The sequence below is a fragment of the Achromobacter xylosoxidans genome (genome assembly GCF_014490035.1).
GTDB lineage: Bacteria > Pseudomonadota > Gammaproteobacteria > Burkholderiales > Burkholderiaceae_B > Achromobacter > Achromobacter bronchisepticus_A.
The window spans coordinates 773,872-788,489 of the sequence record NZ_CP061008.1; the positions used below are offsets into that span (position 1 = coordinate 773,872).

At 66.2% G+C, this 14,618-nt stretch carries 17 protein-coding genes; 9 read left to right on the forward strand and 8 right to left on the reverse strand.

The annotated features are described in order from the left end of the window. Window positions 1-51 precede the first annotated feature (51 nt). Window positions 52-1,134, forward strand: coding sequence for a histidinol-phosphate transaminase (gene hisC / locus IAG39_RS03620; protein WP_118931535.1), 1,083 nt, complete (start codon window positions 52-54; stop codon window positions 1,132-1,134). 24 nt (window positions 1,135-1,158) lie between these two features. Here the strand turns inward: hisC and IAG39_RS03625 are convergent, their stop codons facing one another. Together IAG39_RS03625 and IAG39_RS03630 are read right to left on the reverse strand one after the other, a co-directional pair. Then, window positions 1,159-1,731 (reverse strand): redoxin domain-containing protein, encoded by a 573-nt coding sequence (locus IAG39_RS03625; RefSeq protein ID WP_118931536.1) that lies wholly within the window; start codon window positions 1,729-1,731, stop codon window positions 1,159-1,161. Between the two features lie 61 nt (window positions 1,732-1,792). After that, on the reverse strand, window positions 1,793-2,338 hold the full coding sequence (locus tag IAG39_RS03630; protein WP_118931537.1) for a carboxymuconolactone decarboxylase family protein: 546 nt from the start codon (window positions 2,336-2,338) through the stop codon (window positions 1,793-1,795). Between the two features lie 122 nt (window positions 2,339-2,460). On the opposite strand from IAG39_RS03630, the gene IAG39_RS03635 reads away from it, so the two are divergent. The 6 genes from IAG39_RS03635 to IAG39_RS03660 all read left to right on the forward strand — a co-directional run bounded on the left by IAG39_RS03635 (window position 2,461) and on the right by IAG39_RS03660 (window position 7,390). After that, window positions 2,461-3,327, forward strand: coding sequence for an AraC family transcriptional regulator (locus tag IAG39_RS03635; protein ID WP_059373857.1), 867 nt, complete (start codon window positions 2,461-2,463; stop codon window positions 3,325-3,327). A gap of 107 nt (window positions 3,328-3,434) precedes the next feature. Further along, on the forward strand, window positions 3,435-4,277 hold the full coding sequence (locus IAG39_RS03640; protein WP_118931538.1) for a YggS family pyridoxal phosphate-dependent enzyme: 843 nt from the start codon (window positions 3,435-3,437) through the stop codon (window positions 4,275-4,277). 5 nt (window positions 4,278-4,282) lie between these two features. Continuing rightward, on the forward strand, window positions 4,283-4,555 hold the full coding sequence (locus IAG39_RS03645; RefSeq protein WP_054452121.1) for a hypothetical protein: 273 nt from the start codon (window positions 4,283-4,285) through the stop codon (window positions 4,553-4,555). 11 nt (window positions 4,556-4,566) lie between these two features. Next, the gene (locus IAG39_RS03650) at window positions 4,567-5,262 is read left to right on the forward strand and encodes a glutamine amidotransferase (protein WP_059373855.1); all 696 of its coding nucleotides are present in this window, start codon (window positions 4,567-4,569) and stop codon (window positions 5,260-5,262) included. Between the two features lie 261 nt (window positions 5,263-5,523). Further along, window positions 5,524-6,009 carry a cupin domain-containing protein gene (locus tag IAG39_RS03655; RefSeq protein WP_059373854.1) on the forward strand — a complete coding sequence of 162 codons (486 nt, stop codon included), beginning with the start codon at window positions 5,524-5,526 and terminating at the stop codon, window positions 6,007-6,009. 34 nt (window positions 6,010-6,043) lie between these two features. Continuing rightward, on the forward strand, window positions 6,044-7,390 hold the full coding sequence (locus tag IAG39_RS03660) for an MFS transporter (RefSeq protein ID WP_118931539.1): 1,347 nt from the start codon (window positions 6,044-6,046) through the stop codon (window positions 7,388-7,390). On the opposite strand, the gene IAG39_RS03665 is transcribed toward IAG39_RS03660, so the two are convergent. The 4 genes from IAG39_RS03665 to IAG39_RS03680 all read right to left on the reverse strand — a co-directional run bounded on the left by IAG39_RS03665 (window position 7,362) and on the right by IAG39_RS03680 (window position 10,496). Beyond that, a complete protein-coding gene (locus tag IAG39_RS03665) occupies window positions 7,362-8,039 on the reverse strand; it encodes a GntR family transcriptional regulator (RefSeq protein WP_059373853.1) in 678 nt (225 codons plus the stop codon). The genes IAG39_RS03660 and IAG39_RS03665 overlap by 29 nt on opposite strands. Window positions 8,040-8,183: 144 nt before the next feature. Beyond that, window positions 8,184-8,927 (reverse strand): GntR family transcriptional regulator, encoded by a 744-nt coding sequence (locus IAG39_RS03670; RefSeq protein WP_118931540.1) that lies wholly within the window; start codon window positions 8,925-8,927, stop codon window positions 8,184-8,186. Window positions 8,928-8,972: 45 nt separating this feature from the next. Continuing rightward, entirely contained in the window at window positions 8,973-9,944 is a 972-nt protein-coding gene (locus IAG39_RS03675) for a tripartite tricarboxylate transporter substrate binding protein (protein WP_118931541.1), read from the reverse strand. Between the two features lie 105 nt (window positions 9,945-10,049). Continuing rightward, entirely contained in the window at window positions 10,050-10,496 is a 447-nt protein-coding gene (locus IAG39_RS03680) for a cupin domain-containing protein (RefSeq protein WP_118931542.1), read from the reverse strand. A 173-nt stretch (window positions 10,497-10,669) separates the two neighbouring features. On the opposite strand from IAG39_RS03680, the gene IAG39_RS03685 reads away from it, so the two are divergent. Together IAG39_RS03685 and IAG39_RS03690 are read left to right on the forward strand one after the other, a co-directional pair. Continuing rightward, window positions 10,670-11,551 (forward strand): dihydrodipicolinate synthase family protein, encoded by an 882-nt coding sequence (locus tag IAG39_RS03685; protein WP_059373849.1) that lies wholly within the window; start codon window positions 10,670-10,672, stop codon window positions 11,549-11,551. Further along, a complete protein-coding gene (locus IAG39_RS03690; RefSeq protein WP_059373848.1) occupies window positions 11,548-12,510 on the forward strand; it encodes a Bug family tripartite tricarboxylate transporter substrate binding protein in 963 nt (320 codons plus the stop codon). Before IAG39_RS03685 ends, IAG39_RS03690 begins: the two co-directional genes overlap by 4 nt. A 13-nt stretch (window positions 12,511-12,523) precedes the next feature. Here the strand turns inward: IAG39_RS03690 and IAG39_RS03695 are convergent, their stop codons facing one another. Then, entirely contained in the window at window positions 12,524-13,429 is a 906-nt protein-coding gene (locus IAG39_RS03695; RefSeq protein WP_118931543.1) for a LysR family transcriptional regulator, read from the reverse strand. Between the two features lie 42 nt (window positions 13,430-13,471). Next, window positions 13,472-14,554 (reverse strand): 3-phosphoserine/phosphohydroxythreonine transaminase, encoded by a 1,083-nt coding sequence (gene serC, locus IAG39_RS03700; RefSeq protein ID WP_118931544.1) that lies wholly within the window; start codon window positions 14,552-14,554, stop codon window positions 13,472-13,474. Window positions 14,555-14,618 lie beyond the last annotated feature (64 nt).

Below are 14,618 nucleotides of genomic sequence, written 5' to 3' on the forward strand. Positions count from 1 at the left end.
CACAGTAAGAATCCCGTCGATCGCTTACCGAGAGGCCGCTGCCGCAACAACATGGTTTCCCTACACAGCCCGCGCGTTGAAACCTTGTCGCCCTATGTGCCTGGAGAGCAGGCTCCAGGCAACGGATGGATCAAGCTCAACACCAACGAGAATCCCTATCCGCCGTCACCGGCCGCGATAGCGGCCATCGCCGCGGCGGCTGCCGATGGCCTGGAGCGCTATCCGGACCCGCAGGCCGCGCATTTGCGCGCGGCCATCGCGCAGTACCACGGAGTGCCGCTGGAGCAAGTCTTCGCCGGCAACGGTTCCGACGAAGTGCTGGCGCTGGCGTTCTGCGCGTTCTTCCAGCACGGTGTTCAGCCCTTGCTGATGGCGGACGTGACCTACGGCTTTTATGAGGTGTATTGCCGCCTGTTCGGCATACGCTGCGCGCAGATCGCGGTGGACGAGCGCTTGAGGCTGGACCTGGACGGATTCGCGGCGCTGGGCGCCGCGGATGCCGGCATAGCCGGCATTGTGATCGCCAACCCGAACGCGCCCACGGGAGAGTGCCTGCCGCTGGATCGCGTGCAGCGGCTGCTGGAGATCCAGCCTCGCCGGCTGGTGCTGGTGGACGAGGCCTATGTGGACTTCGGCGGGCAATCCGCCATTGCGTTGGTGGAGCAATATCCTAATCTGCTGGTGGTTCAGACGCTGTCGAAGTCCAGGGCGCTGGCCGGCCTGCGCGTGGGGTTCGCCATGGGACAGGCGCCGTTGATCGCCGCGCTGGAGCGGGTGAAGAACAGCTTCAATTCCTATCCGCTCGGGCGGCTGGCCCAGGCGGGCGCCGCAGCGGCGTTTCAGGACCGTGCCTATTTCGAGGAGACGCGGCAGGCCATCATCGGCACCCGTACCTTGCTCTGCGCGCATTTGCGGCTGATGGGCTTCGACGTCTTGCCGTCACAGGCGAACTTTCTGTTCGTCCGCCATCCGCGTTTCGACGCGCGGTCGCTCGCGGCCGGCCTGCGGGACGCGAAAATACTGGTGCGCCATTTTCCGCGGCCGCGCGTGGAGCAATACCTGCGCATTTCCGTGGGTACCGAGGAGCAGGCGGCCTGTCTGGTGCGCGCGCTGCGCACCCAGGTCCAGCCATAGCCGCACGGGCTGGGCCCGCGGCGCCTATTGCGGACGCGGCGCGGGGCAGCTTTCCGCGTTGCACTCGCCGCGGGCGGGATCATCTGATGCGGCCGCATGTTCCGCAGGAGCATCGTGCTCCGCCAGCAGCCTGCCGATGGCCGCGCCCAGGGCCAGGTCTTCGATGCTGCCAAAGTGCTGCAAGCGCACGCGTCCCTGGCGGTCCAACAGGACCAGGCTGGGCGTGCCGCGCAAGCCGTAGGCTTGCATGGTCATTGGGATGGAGCTCGCCGCCGCTGGCCGGTCGATGCCGATGGGAAAGCTCCAGCGGTACTCGTGATTGAAGGCCCGCAACGCGGCCGGACCCATGACGTCGTGGTGTTCGAACACGGTATGCAGGCCGATGACCGCGACATCCTGGCCGCGGAACAGCCGGTGCACGCGTTCGGCTTGGGGCAGCCCATGCGACAGGCACCCGGGGCATAGCATCTGGAACGCATGCAGCAGCACGACCTTGCCGCGCAGGGCGGCGAGGTCGATGGGACCATCCGCATTCAGCCATTCGTCCGCTTGCAAGGGCGGGGGCAGTACGTCGGTGTGGGTGTCGGATCGTGGCATCAGAAGACTCCTGTGAGGCGGCCGGCGGAGCAATCACGCGCCGCCGGCCGCGGTTGCCTTGCTACGCGGCGCGGCGCAGTTTCACGGCCGGGAAATCCACCGGCACGGCAAACGCCACGTTGACGTAGTTGGTGAACAGGTTGAGCGCAACGTGCGCCAGAATCTCGACGATCTCCTGGTCGCTGTAGCCTGCCGCGCGCACGGCCTGCACGTCACCGTCGCTTACTTGCCCGCGCGCTTCCACCAGCTTGAGCGCAAAGCGCAGCGCCGCGGCGGTCTTGGGATCAGCGGCGTCGCCGCCTTGCGCGGCCGCCATTTCTTCGGCGCTGGCGCCGGCCTTGCGGCCCAGGGCCGTATGGGCCGCAAGGCAGTATTCGCAAGCGTTGCGGTCGGCTACCGCCACCGCGATCTGTTCGCCCAGCTTGGCGGGAATGACGCCGCCGCCCAGCGCGCCGAAGGCGCCCCACATGCTCTGCAGCGCCGCCGGCGAATTGGCCACGGCCCTGAACATGTTCGGCGTTGCGCCAAAGGCGCCGTGGATCTGCGTGAGCAGCGCCTTGCGGTCCGCGCTGGCGCTGCTGGCATCGATAAGAGGGACTCGGGACATGTCGGTAACTCCTGGAAATGAAAAAAAGGCCGCCGGTTTCGGACGGGCTGGAGAAATCGTACGTAGAATGCCTGGACGCAAGGTGTTTTTTAATCCTGAAAAATTGTCATTTCGTCCAAGATATGAGCGATCCTCTTCCTCTCCAGGTTGACCGGCTGTCGGCGCTGCTGGACCGTTTCCGGGTGCGTGCCACGCTGTTCCACACCGGTGCGCTATGCGGCACCCAGGCCTTCGAAGCCGTGCCGGGACGCGGCTTTCTGCACGTGCTGCGCCGGGGCGAGATGGAGGTACGGCATCGGCCGGGCGAGACCGCCACGCCACGCCTGCGCCTGGCCGAGCCGACCCTGCTGTTCTACCCGCGCGCCGTGCATCACGAGTTCGTGAACCCGCCGCGGGACGGTTCCGATTTCACCTGCGCGGCGTTGGATTTCGACGGCGGCGAACGCAATCCCATCGTCCAGTCCTTGCCGTCCGTGGTGCGGATCCCGCTGGACGCGGTCGAAGGCTTGCGGCCCGCGCTGGACCTGCTGTTCGCCGAGGCGGATCACGTGCGCTGCGGCTCGCGCCTGTTGGCCGACCGCCTGTTCGAGGTGGTCCTGATCCAGCTGCTCCGGTGGATACTCGACCATCCGGAGGAGGTGGGCGTGACCAGCGGCCTGGTGATGGGCCTGTCGGATCCCCGTCTGGCCAGGGCGCTGGTGGCGTTGCACCGCTCGCCGTATGAAGACTGGTCCCTGGCCAGGATGGCGGCGATGGCGGGCATGTCGCGCAGCGCCTTTGCGGCAGCCTTCAAGGACGCTACCGGCGCCACGCCTGCGGCCTACCTGACCGACTGGCGCCTGAGCCTTGCGGCGTCCATGATGCGGTCTGGCCGCGCGGTCAAGCTGGTGGCGGCGGAACTGGGGTTTGCCAGCGCCTCGTCCCTGTCCAAGGCGTTCCGGCAGCGGATGGGGGTTTCACCGCGCGAGTGGCTGGCCGCCAACGCGTAGCATCAGCCGGCTTCGCGCCGGCGTGATAATATTGACCTATGACAAAACTTCAGACGGCATAAGCGTAATGGAAAACGCCTGCCGTTGTTCCTCCGCGAGGTTCAGGCATGAGCGAGCAAGACCCTGGGCAAGACAAGGACACCCAGACACAGCATGACCAGCATGGCCGCTGGCCGCAGGCGCAGTCGGTCGAGGACTTTCGCCGCAATCTGGCCACGGTCAACGGACGCATCGCCGATGCTGCGCGCCGCGCCGGCCGCGATCCGGCCGCGGTGCGGCTGCTGCCCGTGAGCAAGACGGTGGAGGAAGCGCGCATTCGGCTGGCCTACGAGGCCGGCTGCCGCTATCTGGGGGAGAACAAGCTGCAGGAAGTGTCGAGGAAATGGGAAGCCATGGCCGACCTGACCGATCTGCGATGGTCTGTCATCGGCCACCTGCAAACCAACAAGGCCAAGCTCGTGGCCCGCTATGCGGCCGAGTTCCAGGCGCTCGACAGCCTGCGGGTCGCCGAAGCGCTGGACCGCCGGCTGCAAGCGGAAGGCCGCCAGCTGGACGTGTTCGTGCAGGTCAACACCTCGGGCGAAGCCAGCAAGTATGGGTTGCAGCCGGACGAGACCGCGGCCTTCCTGCGCGAACTGCCTGCATTCTCGGGACTGCGGGTGCGCGGCCTGATGACCCTGGCGCTGTTCTCGGCCGAAGCCGCGCGCGTGCGCGAGTGCTTCGTGCTGTTGCGCACGCTGCGCGACCAATTGCGCCAGGACGCGCCGGCGGGCATCGGCCTGGATGATTTGTCCATGGGCATGTCGGGCGATTACGAGATCGCCATCGAGGAAGGGGCCACGGTGGTCCGCGTCGGTCAAGCCATCTTCGGCGCGCGCAACACGCCCGATTCCTACTACTGGCCGACCGACAACGGCGCGGAATCGCGCGCGTCCGGCTCCCAGGAGTAGCGCGCATGCCGGTGTACCGACTCATCATCAAGCGTGACGGCCGCCTGATCGGCCATTTCGAGTCCACTGCGGCGTCCGCGCTGGACGACAGCCGCGACATCGCGGCGCGCCTGCCGGCCAAGGACGGCTATCAGCTCAGCTTGCAGGTTGCCGAAGGCGAACGGCGCCTGCTGGAAAGCACGCCGCAAGGCATACGGCTGCTGGCGTCGGAAAACCTGTTCGTCTCAACCCCCGAAGGCTTGCTGGGCGGGCTGGACCGCCATCCGAGCCCGCAATAGGAGTCCCTGGAATGAGCCTCAGCGCTTTGGCGATCCGCCACGTTCCCTTTGAAGACCTGGGCATATTGGCGCCGGTCCTGGCTGATCGCGGCTATAGCGTGCGATACCTGGAGGCCGGCGTCGACGCCATTGACGCCGCCACCCTGGCCAACGCTGACCTCGTCGTGATCCTGGGCGGCCCCATCGGCGTCTATGAAACCGGCCGCTATCCCTTCCTGGAGCAGGAGCTGCGCGCCATCGCGCAGCGTCTGCGCCAGGACAAACCGACCCTGGGCATCTGTCTGGGCGCGCAACTCATGGCGGCGGCGCTGGGCGCGGACGTGGTGTCCACCGGCCGCGCCGAGATCGGCTATGCGCCGTTGACGCTTACGCCGCAAGGGCAGGATTCCGTGCTGAGCGCGGTCGAGTCCGTGCCTGTGCTGCATTGGCATGGGGACCAGTTCGCCATCCCCGAAGGCGCGGCGCGCCTGGCCGAAACGCCGGGTTTTCCGAACCAGGCGTTCGCGCTGGGACCCAGGATACTGGGCCTGCAGTTCCACCTGGAGGCGGATTCCGCGCAGATCGAGCGTTGGCTGATCGGCCATGCCTGCGAACTCAGCCTGCGCCAGATCGATCCCGCGGTCATCCGCGAGGACGCGCGGCGTTATGGTCCGCAGCTTGAACACGTCGCGCGCCAGGCGATGGAGCAGTGGCTGGACCTGCTCTGAGTCCGTCCCATGCCCTGGCGCCTGCCGGCGGCCAGGGCGTTTCGCAACCGTAGCCTTGCATAGGCGCAAGGGCCGCGCCGCGCCCCGTTCCAACCCGCCGCGGCCTGCGGCTCTCGGCGTTTCTTCCGCTCGCCATCTCTCCCGCTGAATCTAAGGGTTAAACCCAGTAGCCGCTTTGGCATGAGATCAATAGGATCCCGTTTTATGCAAATGGGATCCCATTTGTGTTTGTCACTTTTCTTTCTTCAGGACGGACAGCACATGAGCAGCATCGACACCATCACAGGCAAGCAGATCATCAACGAGGGCGGCCGCGGCGGTCCGCTGACCGAGGACCATCAGGGCATGCGCGCCCGCCACGAGGACGACCTCGAGTGGACCAACCTGCGCTACGAAGGCCAGTTCGCGAAGATGATGTTCCATCCGACGGCGGAGGATCCGACCATTCCGAACGCCGGCATCGTGCGCTACGAAAAGGGATCGGGACACCCGCTGCACAACCATTACTTCGCGCAGATCTGGTACATCCTGGACGGCAAGTTCCTCATCGAAGGCAAGCTCCACGGCAAGGGTTCGATGATCTTCCATCCGGATCCCCATTTCGAAAGCAAGCTGGAAACCATCGAGGCCGGCACGATCCTGTACGTGCAGTACGTCGGCCCGCACACCCGCCAGGGCGCGATCTACGAAGGCCGCTTCAACGTCAGCGAGCGCAAGAGCCTGGCGGAAGAGACCACCGCCGTGTAGTCGGGCGCAAAAAAAGAAAACAAGGGAGACCGGGATGAACGCCATCTCACAACAGCCGTCCTCGCGCTCGAAGAAGCATTACGTGACCGCGGGACTGTCCAGCATGATCGGGACCACCATCGAGTGGTATGACTTCTTTCTTTACGGCATTGCGGCTGCGCTGATTTTCAACAAGATCTACTTTCCCGCGATCGATCCCATCAGCGGGACGCTGGCGGCCTTTGGAACCTATGCCGTCGGTTTCATTGCGCGCCCGCTGGGCGGCATCGTCTTCGGGCATTTCGGCGACCGCGTCGGCCGCAAGTCGATGCTGATGATCAGCCTGATGCTGATGGGCGTGCCCACCATCCTGATCGGACTTACGCCCAGCTATGAGACGATCGGCTACTGGGGCGCGGTGGCCCTGGTCTTCTTCCGTTTCCTGCAAGGCCTGGCGGTGGGCGGCGAGTGGGGCGGAGCCGTGCTGATGGCGGTGGAGCACGCGCCCGAAGGCAAGAAGGGCCTGTTCGGCAGCCTGCCGCAGGTCGGGGTCGCGCCCGGCCTGATCCTCTCGTCGCTGGCGATGGGCGCGGTCTCCAGGTTGCCGGAGGCGGACATGTTGAGCTGGGGCTGGCGGCTGCCATTCCTTGCAAGCGTGTTCCTGCTGCTGGTCGGTTGGTACATCCGGGCCAAAGTCAGCGAATCGCCGGAATTCAAGCAGGCGCAGGCCCAGCCGAAACAGGACGCGCTGCCCTTGAAGACGGTGCTCCGAGAGCACAAGGTTCCCGTGTTGACCGCGCTGGTGGCCTGCATCTCCGAAAAGACCTGGTTCTATACGCTGGCGACGTTCTCATTGACCTATGCCGTGGGTACGCTGGGGCTGCCGCGTGAAACCATCTTGACGGGTGTCATTTGGGGAGCGGTCGGGGCCTTGTTCACCATCCCGCTGTTCGGGCTGCTGGGCGACATGATCAGCAAGCGGGCGATATTCATCGCCGGCGCGCTGGGAATCTCGCTGTTCAGCGCGACGTTCTTCTCGCTGCTGGATGAGAAGACGGCCTATCACACGAACATCGCGATGCTGGTGGCGTTCGGCTTGGTATACGCCGCGATGTATGCGCAGGAATCCAGCCTCTTTTCCAGCATGTTCCCGCCGGACGTCCGCTATACCGGCATCTCGCTGGCCGTGCAGATAGGTGGGGCGATAGGCGGTGGCACCGCGCCGTTGGTGGCGACGTACCTGCTGTCCCTGGGCGGAGGATCGCCGCGGTTCATCGTGCTGTATCTGGCGGGACTGGGATTGGTCGCGGCGGCGTGCGGCGTGTTGATGCGTCCCTATGGGAAGCCGCAAGGCGCGAGCGGCGCAAAGCTGGCTAGCGCCGCGACTCCATCCATTCGATGACGAGTTCGGTCGTCCGGGATATGTGCGTGGCCATCGCTTCGCGAGCGGCGGGGCCATTGCGCAGGGTCAGCGCCGCGATGATGTCCTCGTGCTGCTTGATGTTCTCTTCCATCAGGCGGGGCGGCATCTTCGAGGCGAACCCCAGCACGTTGGAAACGATGCTGCCCTGCAACTCGGCGACCAGCTCGTGCAGACGTTCGTTGTGGCTGGCCTGGGTGATCAGGCTGTGGAATTTGGCGTTGAACTTCAGCCAGTCGGAACCGCTTTCGCTGCGCACGCGCGAACGCAGGGCATCGGCGTAGTGCTTTTGGTGCTGCGCCAGCAGTTCCAGGTCATGGTCGTCGATCCAGTCCACCGCCAGTTGCGCGGCCAGCCCTTCGAGTTCGGCGCGGATCTGGAAGGCTTCGCGGATGGCGCGGATGGATGGCACGGTGACCACGGCGCGGCCGGTACTGGTCAGCGTGATGGCGCGCCGCGCTTCGAGAAACCGCAAGGCTTCGCGGATCGGGGTGCGGCTGGTTTCGAACTCGGTCGCCAGCTCGTATTGGCTCAAGGCATCGCCGGGCAGGTATTGCCCGTTCCTGATCCGCCGCAGAATTTCTTCCGAAATCTCGATCGAGGATCTAGACGTGTTCCTGGTCTCGCTCATGCTCGAATCCGTGTCGCTTCCTGTGCGGGTCGGCAGGCGCTCCACGGCTTGCGGGTGGCCAGGCTGATCCGTGTCCCTGGCGTCTGCGTTGCGCCCTTCCGCCGGCATGGTAGCACGTGGCTTTCGGCCGAATCGAGGGCGCAGCTACCGTGGCGGCTTGCGGCCTGCGGGACGCTTTTGCAGCCAGTCCACCACGAACTCGCCGGACTCATGGATATGCGTGCGCATGGCTGCGCGCGACGCTGCGGTGTCGCGCGCCGTCAGCGCCTCGACGATGGTGGCATGATGTTCGACGTTCTTCTTCATGCGGGTCTCGTACATGCCCAGCACGGTCATGTTGAGGATGTTCTTGGTGTAGTCCGTGTGCAGGTCCTTGATGATGCGCTCCAGCGACGGATTGCCGGCGGCGCGGAAGATCAGGGCATGGAACTCATGGTTCTTGACCACCCAATGCCGCATGGGCGCGGCGGCCTGGCGCGGCGCGGCCGCGCCGCCGGCGTTGACCTCGGCATACAGCGCGGCGACCGCCTCGGCGCATTCGGCGTGCGCGGCCTGCAGTCTTTGCAGATCGGCGTCGGATATCCAGCGCGCCGCCAGCTCGGCCGCCATGCCCTCCAGTTCGCCACGCAGCCAGTAATTCGCGCCTATGTCCTTGAGGGTCGGCGCCACCACCGTGGCGCCGTAGCGCGGCTGCTGCACGATCAGGCCCTTGGTCTCCAGCTGCCGGAACGCTTCGCGCACCGGCGTGCGGCTGACGTCGTATTCTTCTGCCAGGGTCTCCTGCCGCAGCTTCTGCCCAGGCGCGTAGGCGCCATTGAAGATCTTCGCGGAGATCGACTCCACCAGATGCTGCACCAGTTCTTCCGCGGCGGGATATATGCGATCCATGGCCCGACTCCCCTGTTCTTGACGGCTGCGGCTATTCTCCGCGGGCTACTTCCCGGGCTCCGCGGAGAATACCAGCCGCCACTTCTGCTGTTCCTGGCGCATGCGCTCCAGAAAGACCTGCGATCCCGCAGGCATGGGCTGGCTGCCTTGCGCATGGAGCTGCGCCATGCCCTCGCTTTGCGCCACCGCCTGCATCGCCTGTTCCAGCTTGTCGAGGATGCTCTGCGGCGTGGCGGCGGGGGCTACCAGTCCGGATATCGAGCCTACATCGAAATCGCCGCCCAGGGCTTCGCGGGCCGCGGGCACGTCAGCCAGGTTCGACACCCGTTGTGCCGAGGTCACGCCCAGCGCGCGCATCCTTCCGGACTGGATGAACGGCCCGACCACCACGGTCTCGACCGCCGTCACGTCCACCACCCCCGAAAGCAGGGCGGTGGCGGCTTCCGCGCCGCTCTTGTAGGGCACGTGCATGAGCGTGGCGCCGGTCTGCTGCTGCATCAGGGCGAATACCTGGTGTATCGAGGTGCCTTGTCCGGCGCTGGCGAAGGAGACGGCATCCGGCCGGCTGCGGGCCCGCGCCACCAGCGCCGGCAGGTCCTGGATCGGCGAGCTTTGGGGCACGACCAGGGCCAGCGGTGTATTGGCGATCATGGAGACGTAGGCGAAATCCTTGAGCGCGTCGTAGTTCAGCTGCTTGTGGATGAGCGGATTGACCGCGACCATGCCGTTGGTGATCACCATCAACGTGTAGCCGTCGGGCTTGGCCCGGGCCACGATGTCGGCGGCGATGTTGCCGCCGGCGCCGGGCTTGTTCTCCACGACTACCGGCTTGCCGAGCTCGGCCTGCAGCTGTTTGGCCACGGTGCGGGCGGTGAGGTCGGTGATGCCGCCGGCGCCGAACGGCACGACCAGCGTGATGGGGCGCTCGGGCCAGTCGACTACTGCCTGGGCCTGAGCCTGAGCGGCAAGCGAAAACGTCAACGACGCGAGGCTGGCGCGCAGAAATCGTGCGTGCATGAGGGTTGTCTCCTTGGAATGTTCTATTTCTTGGTGGGCGGGCCGGTCTTGACAGTCCTGCCGTGGGCGGCTGCCAGTCCTGGCTGCCGCCCGGGGAACCGCGTATCAGTGCTCCAGATCCTGCGCGGTGATCGCGGGCGGCTCGCCCTTGATGTTCATGCGGCCTTCGTACACCGGCCGGCCGCCGGTCGTGGGACCCTGATACTGGACGAAGAACAAGGTGCCGCCCGTCTCGGTGCTGAGGGCCTCCTCGATGTGCGGGTCCGGATGGAACACCACGGTGCCGGGGCCGTACATCTTTCCGCCCATGTTGAATTCCCCTTCGATCACGTACCAGACCTGGGCGAAGTCATGCTTGTGCAGACGGAAGCCCGCGCCCGGTTCATAGCGCAGAAATCCCGCGTTGGGTTCGGTGGGGCGTTCTGCCCGCGTGCGGAAGAGGAACTTCGTCTTGTTCTTGAACCGGCCCATTTCCCATTCCATGTCCTCCGGCCTGCGGTACTCCGGCATGTGGTGGGCCTGCGCGTGGTCGAGAACGTCATTGCTGCTCATGGCTTGCTCCTTGGTGAGTGGCCGGGAAAGTCTATCGGCCTTGCGCGGGAATTACTGGATACAAGATTCGCCCGCGCGGCAGCGCGGGCGGGAGCTATCAGGCGCCCTGGAAATAGGTATTGGACCGGCCGGGGCGGCCTCCCTAGACTGCAAGCGGACATGGAGAACGAGCGATGCACTTGAAGGGAATCATCGGCTACCTGCTGACGCCTTGCGATGAACGCGGGCGGGTGGACCACGCGCTCTTGGAAGCGCACGTAGAGCGCCTGATCGGCGAGGGCGTGCATGCGCTGGCGCCGCTGGGCAGCGTCGGCTGCCTGCCTTACCTGGACGACGGCGAGCGCGAGGCCGTCATCGACACCGTTATCCAGGCGGCGCGCGGGCGGCTGCCCGTGCTCGCGGGCGTGTCCAGCCTGAGTACCGCCAGCACGGTGCGCCACGCGCGCTACGCCGAACGCGCGGGCGCCGCAGCCTTGCAGCTATTGCCCAGCACCTACTGGAAGCTGACCCAGGACGAAATCCACGCCTACTACCGCGAGGTCTGCGTATCGGTCTCCACACCGGTGATGGTCTACAACAATCCGTTCACCACGGGCATGGACCTGCCCGTGGAGTTCCTGGCCCGGCTGGCCGAGCTGCCCAACGTCACCATGATCAAGGAAAGCAGTCCGGATCCGACCAAGATCGCGCGGCTGCGCGCGGCCTGCCCGGACCGGACAGCGGTGTACATCGGCCTGAATTGCATGGCGCGGACCGGGTTCGCGGAGGGGGCGGCGGGCTGGTGCACGGCGTCGGCCAACGTCAGCGCGTCATTCGCCCTGAACCTGTATCGCTGCGCCATGGCCGGCGACGCGCGTGGCGCGGACGAGTGGTTCGGCCGCCAGATCGATCTCTTGAACTTTCTCATGGACCACGGTCTGCCGCGGACGGTGGCCGCAGGCCTGCGCTTGCGCGGCCTGGACAGCGGCCATCTGCGCGCGCCGCTGGCGCCGCTGGCCCCGGACCTGGAACGACGGCTTCTTGAAATCCTCAAAAAAATGGAGATAACGCGATGAACAAGGGATTGCGCCGCTGCATGGCGGCTGTGTTGGGTGTAATGCTTCCGGCTGCGGCATGGGCGGGGCCATATCCCGACCAGCCCATACGCCTGATCGTGCCGTTCGGCGCGGGCGGCGTGACCGACACCACGGCGCGGGTCTTCGCCGAGGGGCTGACGCGCGAACTGGGCCAGCCGGTGGTGGTGGAGAACCGCGGCGGCGCGGGCGGTTCCATCGCCGCGGGCGCGGTGGCGAAGTCGCCCGCCGACGGCTACACGCTGCTGGTGATCACCAACGGCATGGTCGCGGTCAATCCGTTGATCTACAAGAAGCTGCCCTACGATCCGAACCAGGACTTCACCTACGTCGCCATGCTGGCCAATACGCCCACGGTGCTGGCCGTGGGCGCGGACAGCCCGTATGCGTCGCTGCCGGAAATCATCAAGGCCGCATCGGCGCAGGCCGACAAGATCGCGTTTTCGACGGCGGGTGAAGGTTCCGACAACTATCAAGTCCTGGAGCTGCTGCAACAGGCGACCGGAGTGAGGATGCTGCATGTGCCTTACAAGAGCGGATCGGAGTCCATGACGGCGGTGATGAGCCGCAACACGGATCTGACGGCCGTTTCCGCCGTCACCGCGGTGGGATTCGTCGAGGCCAAGCAGATTCGGCCCTACGCGGTGACTTCGTCGCGACGCCTGGCCAACCTGCCTGACATTCCTACGGTCAAGGAGGTGCTGGGCAAGGACGTGGAAGGCGGATCGCTGTCGGGCATTGCCGTTCCCAAAGGCACGCCGGCCGATGTGGTTGCGCGCCTGAACACGGCCATCGCCGCGGTGGCAAAAAGCCCGTCTGTGCAGGACAAGATCTACGCGCGCGGCAGCGAACCCGTGGATGGATCGCAGGCGGCGTTCGAGCAGCGGGTCGTGGCTGAACAGAAAAAGTGGGCGGGCATTCTTTCGCGACCGGCGCAGTAAGCCCCGGGGGGCCTCAGGCTGATTGCGCGCCCAGCACCTCGTGGGCCATGTCGATGAACCAGCGGACCGCCGGATTCATGGACTCGGCGGGCGCCGCCAGCGCCATGGCGTAGGTCAAGGGCGCGCCGGCCACGTCCATGAGGTCCACATAAGCCACGTTGTCGATGGCGATCCGGCGCAGCGCCGCCGGGACGATGGCGACGCCCAGGCCCGCGGCGATGAGCGGCAGGCTGATGAGGGCGTGGGACGATTCCTGCAGGACTCGGGGATGGAATCCCGCACGCTGGCAGGCCGCGACGATCTCTCCCGCGAATCCCGGGCTGTCGGAGTGCGCCAGGGTCACCAGCGTTTCGTCCGCCAGGTCCGAGAGCCTGGCGCTATTCATGCCCGCCATCCGATGGCCGGCAGGCACGGCCAGCGTCAGCCTCTCCCGCCTCAAGGCCGTGATTGCGATGCCCGGCACCCCGGACGCGGGCGGCACCAGGAATGCCGCGTCCAGCTCGCCGCGCTGCAGTCCCGCCAGGATGCCGACGGTGCTGCCGCTGGTCAGTCGCAGGCGTATGTGCGGAAAGCGCTGTGCGAATTCGGGCAGGATGCGCGGCAGCAGGTTCAACGCGGCGCTGGGCACCGCGCATACCCGCAGCGTACCCATGCGTCCTTCGGCCGCATCGCGTGCGGCCTGCAGTGCGGCGTCGGCGCCTTCCAGCAGGCGCTTCGCTTCGCGCAGAAAGGCGCCGCCAGCGACGGTGAGGCGCACGCCCAGGCGGTCCCGCTCGAAGAGGTCCGCGCCGATCTCGGTTTCGAGCCGCTTGATGGCGACGCTGAGCGGAGGCTGGGTCATGTGCAGCCGGGCGGCCGCCTTGCGATAGTTCAATTCCGTGGCCAGAACCACGAACTGCCTGAGCTGCCTGAAATCCATGCCGGTCTTCCCGTGTCTTTTTTTAGGGCTGCCGCGCCGGCTTCAGCCTCGCGTGCGCTGGAAGTCCGTCATGAAATCGGCCAGCGCGGCCGCCGCCGGCAGGTCGACCGCGTTGTAGAGACTGGCTCGGACGCCGCCGGTGTGGGAGTGTCCCTTCAACCCCATCAGCCCGGCGCTCTCGGCCTGGCGCAGAAACAGGGGCTCCAGGGTGGAATCGGCCAGGAAGAACGGCACGTTGTTGATGGACCGGAATTCCGGCCGGACCTTGTTGAGGTAGAAGCCGCCGCTGGCGTCGATGGCGCGGTACAGCAGCCCGGCCTTGGCCTGGTTGGCCTGATGGATGCGTTCCATGCCGCCGGTCCGGCGGATCCAACGCAGCGTCAGCCCGGTCAGATACCAGGAGAAGGTGGCGGGCGTGTTGAGCATCGAGTCCGCCCGCGCGGCGTGCGCATAGTTCAGCACATCGGGCGTAATGGGCAGCGCGCCGTCCAGCAAGGCTTCGTCCACCACCACGACCGTGACGCCCGCCGGCCCCATGTTTTTCTGCGCGGCGGCGTAGATGAGACCATGCCGGGACACGTCAATCGGCTTGGACAGCAGGCTGGAGCAGGCATCGCACACCAGCGGGACGGATGCGTCCGGCGCGGCCTGGAACTGCACGCCATGCACCGTCTCGTTCTCCGTGTAGTGCAGATAGGCCGCGTCGGCGTCAAGCCGCCATTCGCCGGGCGCGGGGATGCGGTCGAAGTCCGATGGCTCGCTGCTGGCCGCGACGCGGACCTTGCAGTAGCGCCGCGCCGCCTCGATGGCCTTGCCGGACCAGAGTCCAGTGTGCAGATAGTCCGCCGACGCCTTGCCGCGCAGCAGGTTCATCGGCACCTGCGAGAACTGCAGCGAAGCTCCGCCTTGCAGGAACAGCACCTTGTAGCGGTCGGGGATTTGCAGGATGGCCCGCAGGTCCAATTCCGCCTGGCGCGCGATATCGATGAACACGCGCGAGCGGTGGCTGATTTCCATCACCGACATGCCGGTGCCCGCGAAATCGAAGAACTCTTCGTGCGCTTCCTGCAGCACTTCCAGCGGCAGCGCCGCCGGACCTGCGCTGAAGTTGTATGACCTTGCCATGTTTCCCGATCCTGCCCCGCCTGGCGCGGGCTCCTGCATGGTTGCGCCCGCGGTTGCCGTGGCG

Coding starts and splice junctions, on each gene's coding strand:
- IAG39_RS03690 (WP_059373848.1), top strand. CDS start 11,548: ATGAACAAGGGATTGCGCCGCTGCATGGCGGCTGTGTTGGGTGTAATG.
- IAG39_RS03695 (WP_118931543.1), bottom strand. CDS start 13,429: ATGGATTTCAGGCAGCTCAGGCAGTTCGTGGTTCTGGCCACGGAATTG.
- IAG39_RS03630 (WP_118931537.1), bottom strand. CDS start 2,338: ATGTCCCGAGTCCCTCTTATCGATGCCAGCAGCGCCAGCGCGGACCGC.
- IAG39_RS03655 (WP_059373854.1), top strand. CDS start 5,524: ATGAGCAGCATCGACACCATCACAGGCAAGCAGATCATCAACGAGGGC.
- IAG39_RS03660 (WP_118931539.1), top strand. CDS start 6,044: ATGAACGCCATCTCACAACAGCCGTCCTCGCGCTCGAAGAAGCATTAC.
- IAG39_RS03645 (WP_054452121.1), top strand. CDS start 4,283: ATGCCGGTGTACCGACTCATCATCAAGCGTGACGGCCGCCTGATCGGC.
- IAG39_RS03675 (WP_118931541.1), bottom strand. CDS start 9,944: ATGCACGCACGATTTCTGCGCGCCAGCCTCGCGTCGTTGACGTTTTCG.
- IAG39_RS03625 (WP_118931536.1), bottom strand. CDS start 1,731: ATGCCACGATCCGACACCCACACCGACGTACTGCCCCCGCCCTTGCAA.
- IAG39_RS03670 (WP_118931540.1), bottom strand. CDS start 8,927: ATGGATCGCATATATCCCGCCGCGGAAGAACTGGTGCAGCATCTGGTG.
- IAG39_RS03640 (WP_118931538.1), top strand. CDS start 3,435: ATGAGCGAGCAAGACCCTGGGCAAGACAAGGACACCCAGACACAGCAT.
- IAG39_RS03685 (WP_059373849.1), top strand. CDS start 10,670: ATGCACTTGAAGGGAATCATCGGCTACCTGCTGACGCCTTGCGATGAA.
- IAG39_RS03650 (WP_059373855.1), top strand. CDS start 4,567: ATGAGCCTCAGCGCTTTGGCGATCCGCCACGTTCCCTTTGAAGACCTG.
- IAG39_RS03665 (WP_059373853.1), bottom strand. CDS start 8,039: ATGAGCGAGACCAGGAACACGTCTAGATCCTCGATCGAGATTTCGGAA.
- serC (WP_118931544.1), bottom strand. CDS start 14,554: ATGGCAAGGTCATACAACTTCAGCGCAGGTCCGGCGGCGCTGCCGCTG.
- IAG39_RS03635 (WP_059373857.1), top strand. CDS start 2,461: ATGAGCGATCCTCTTCCTCTCCAGGTTGACCGGCTGTCGGCGCTGCTG.
- hisC (WP_118931535.1), top strand. CDS start 52: ATGGTTTCCCTACACAGCCCGCGCGTTGAAACCTTGTCGCCCTATGTG.
- IAG39_RS03680 (WP_118931542.1), bottom strand. CDS start 10,496: ATGAGCAGCAATGACGTTCTCGACCACGCGCAGGCCCACCACATGCCG.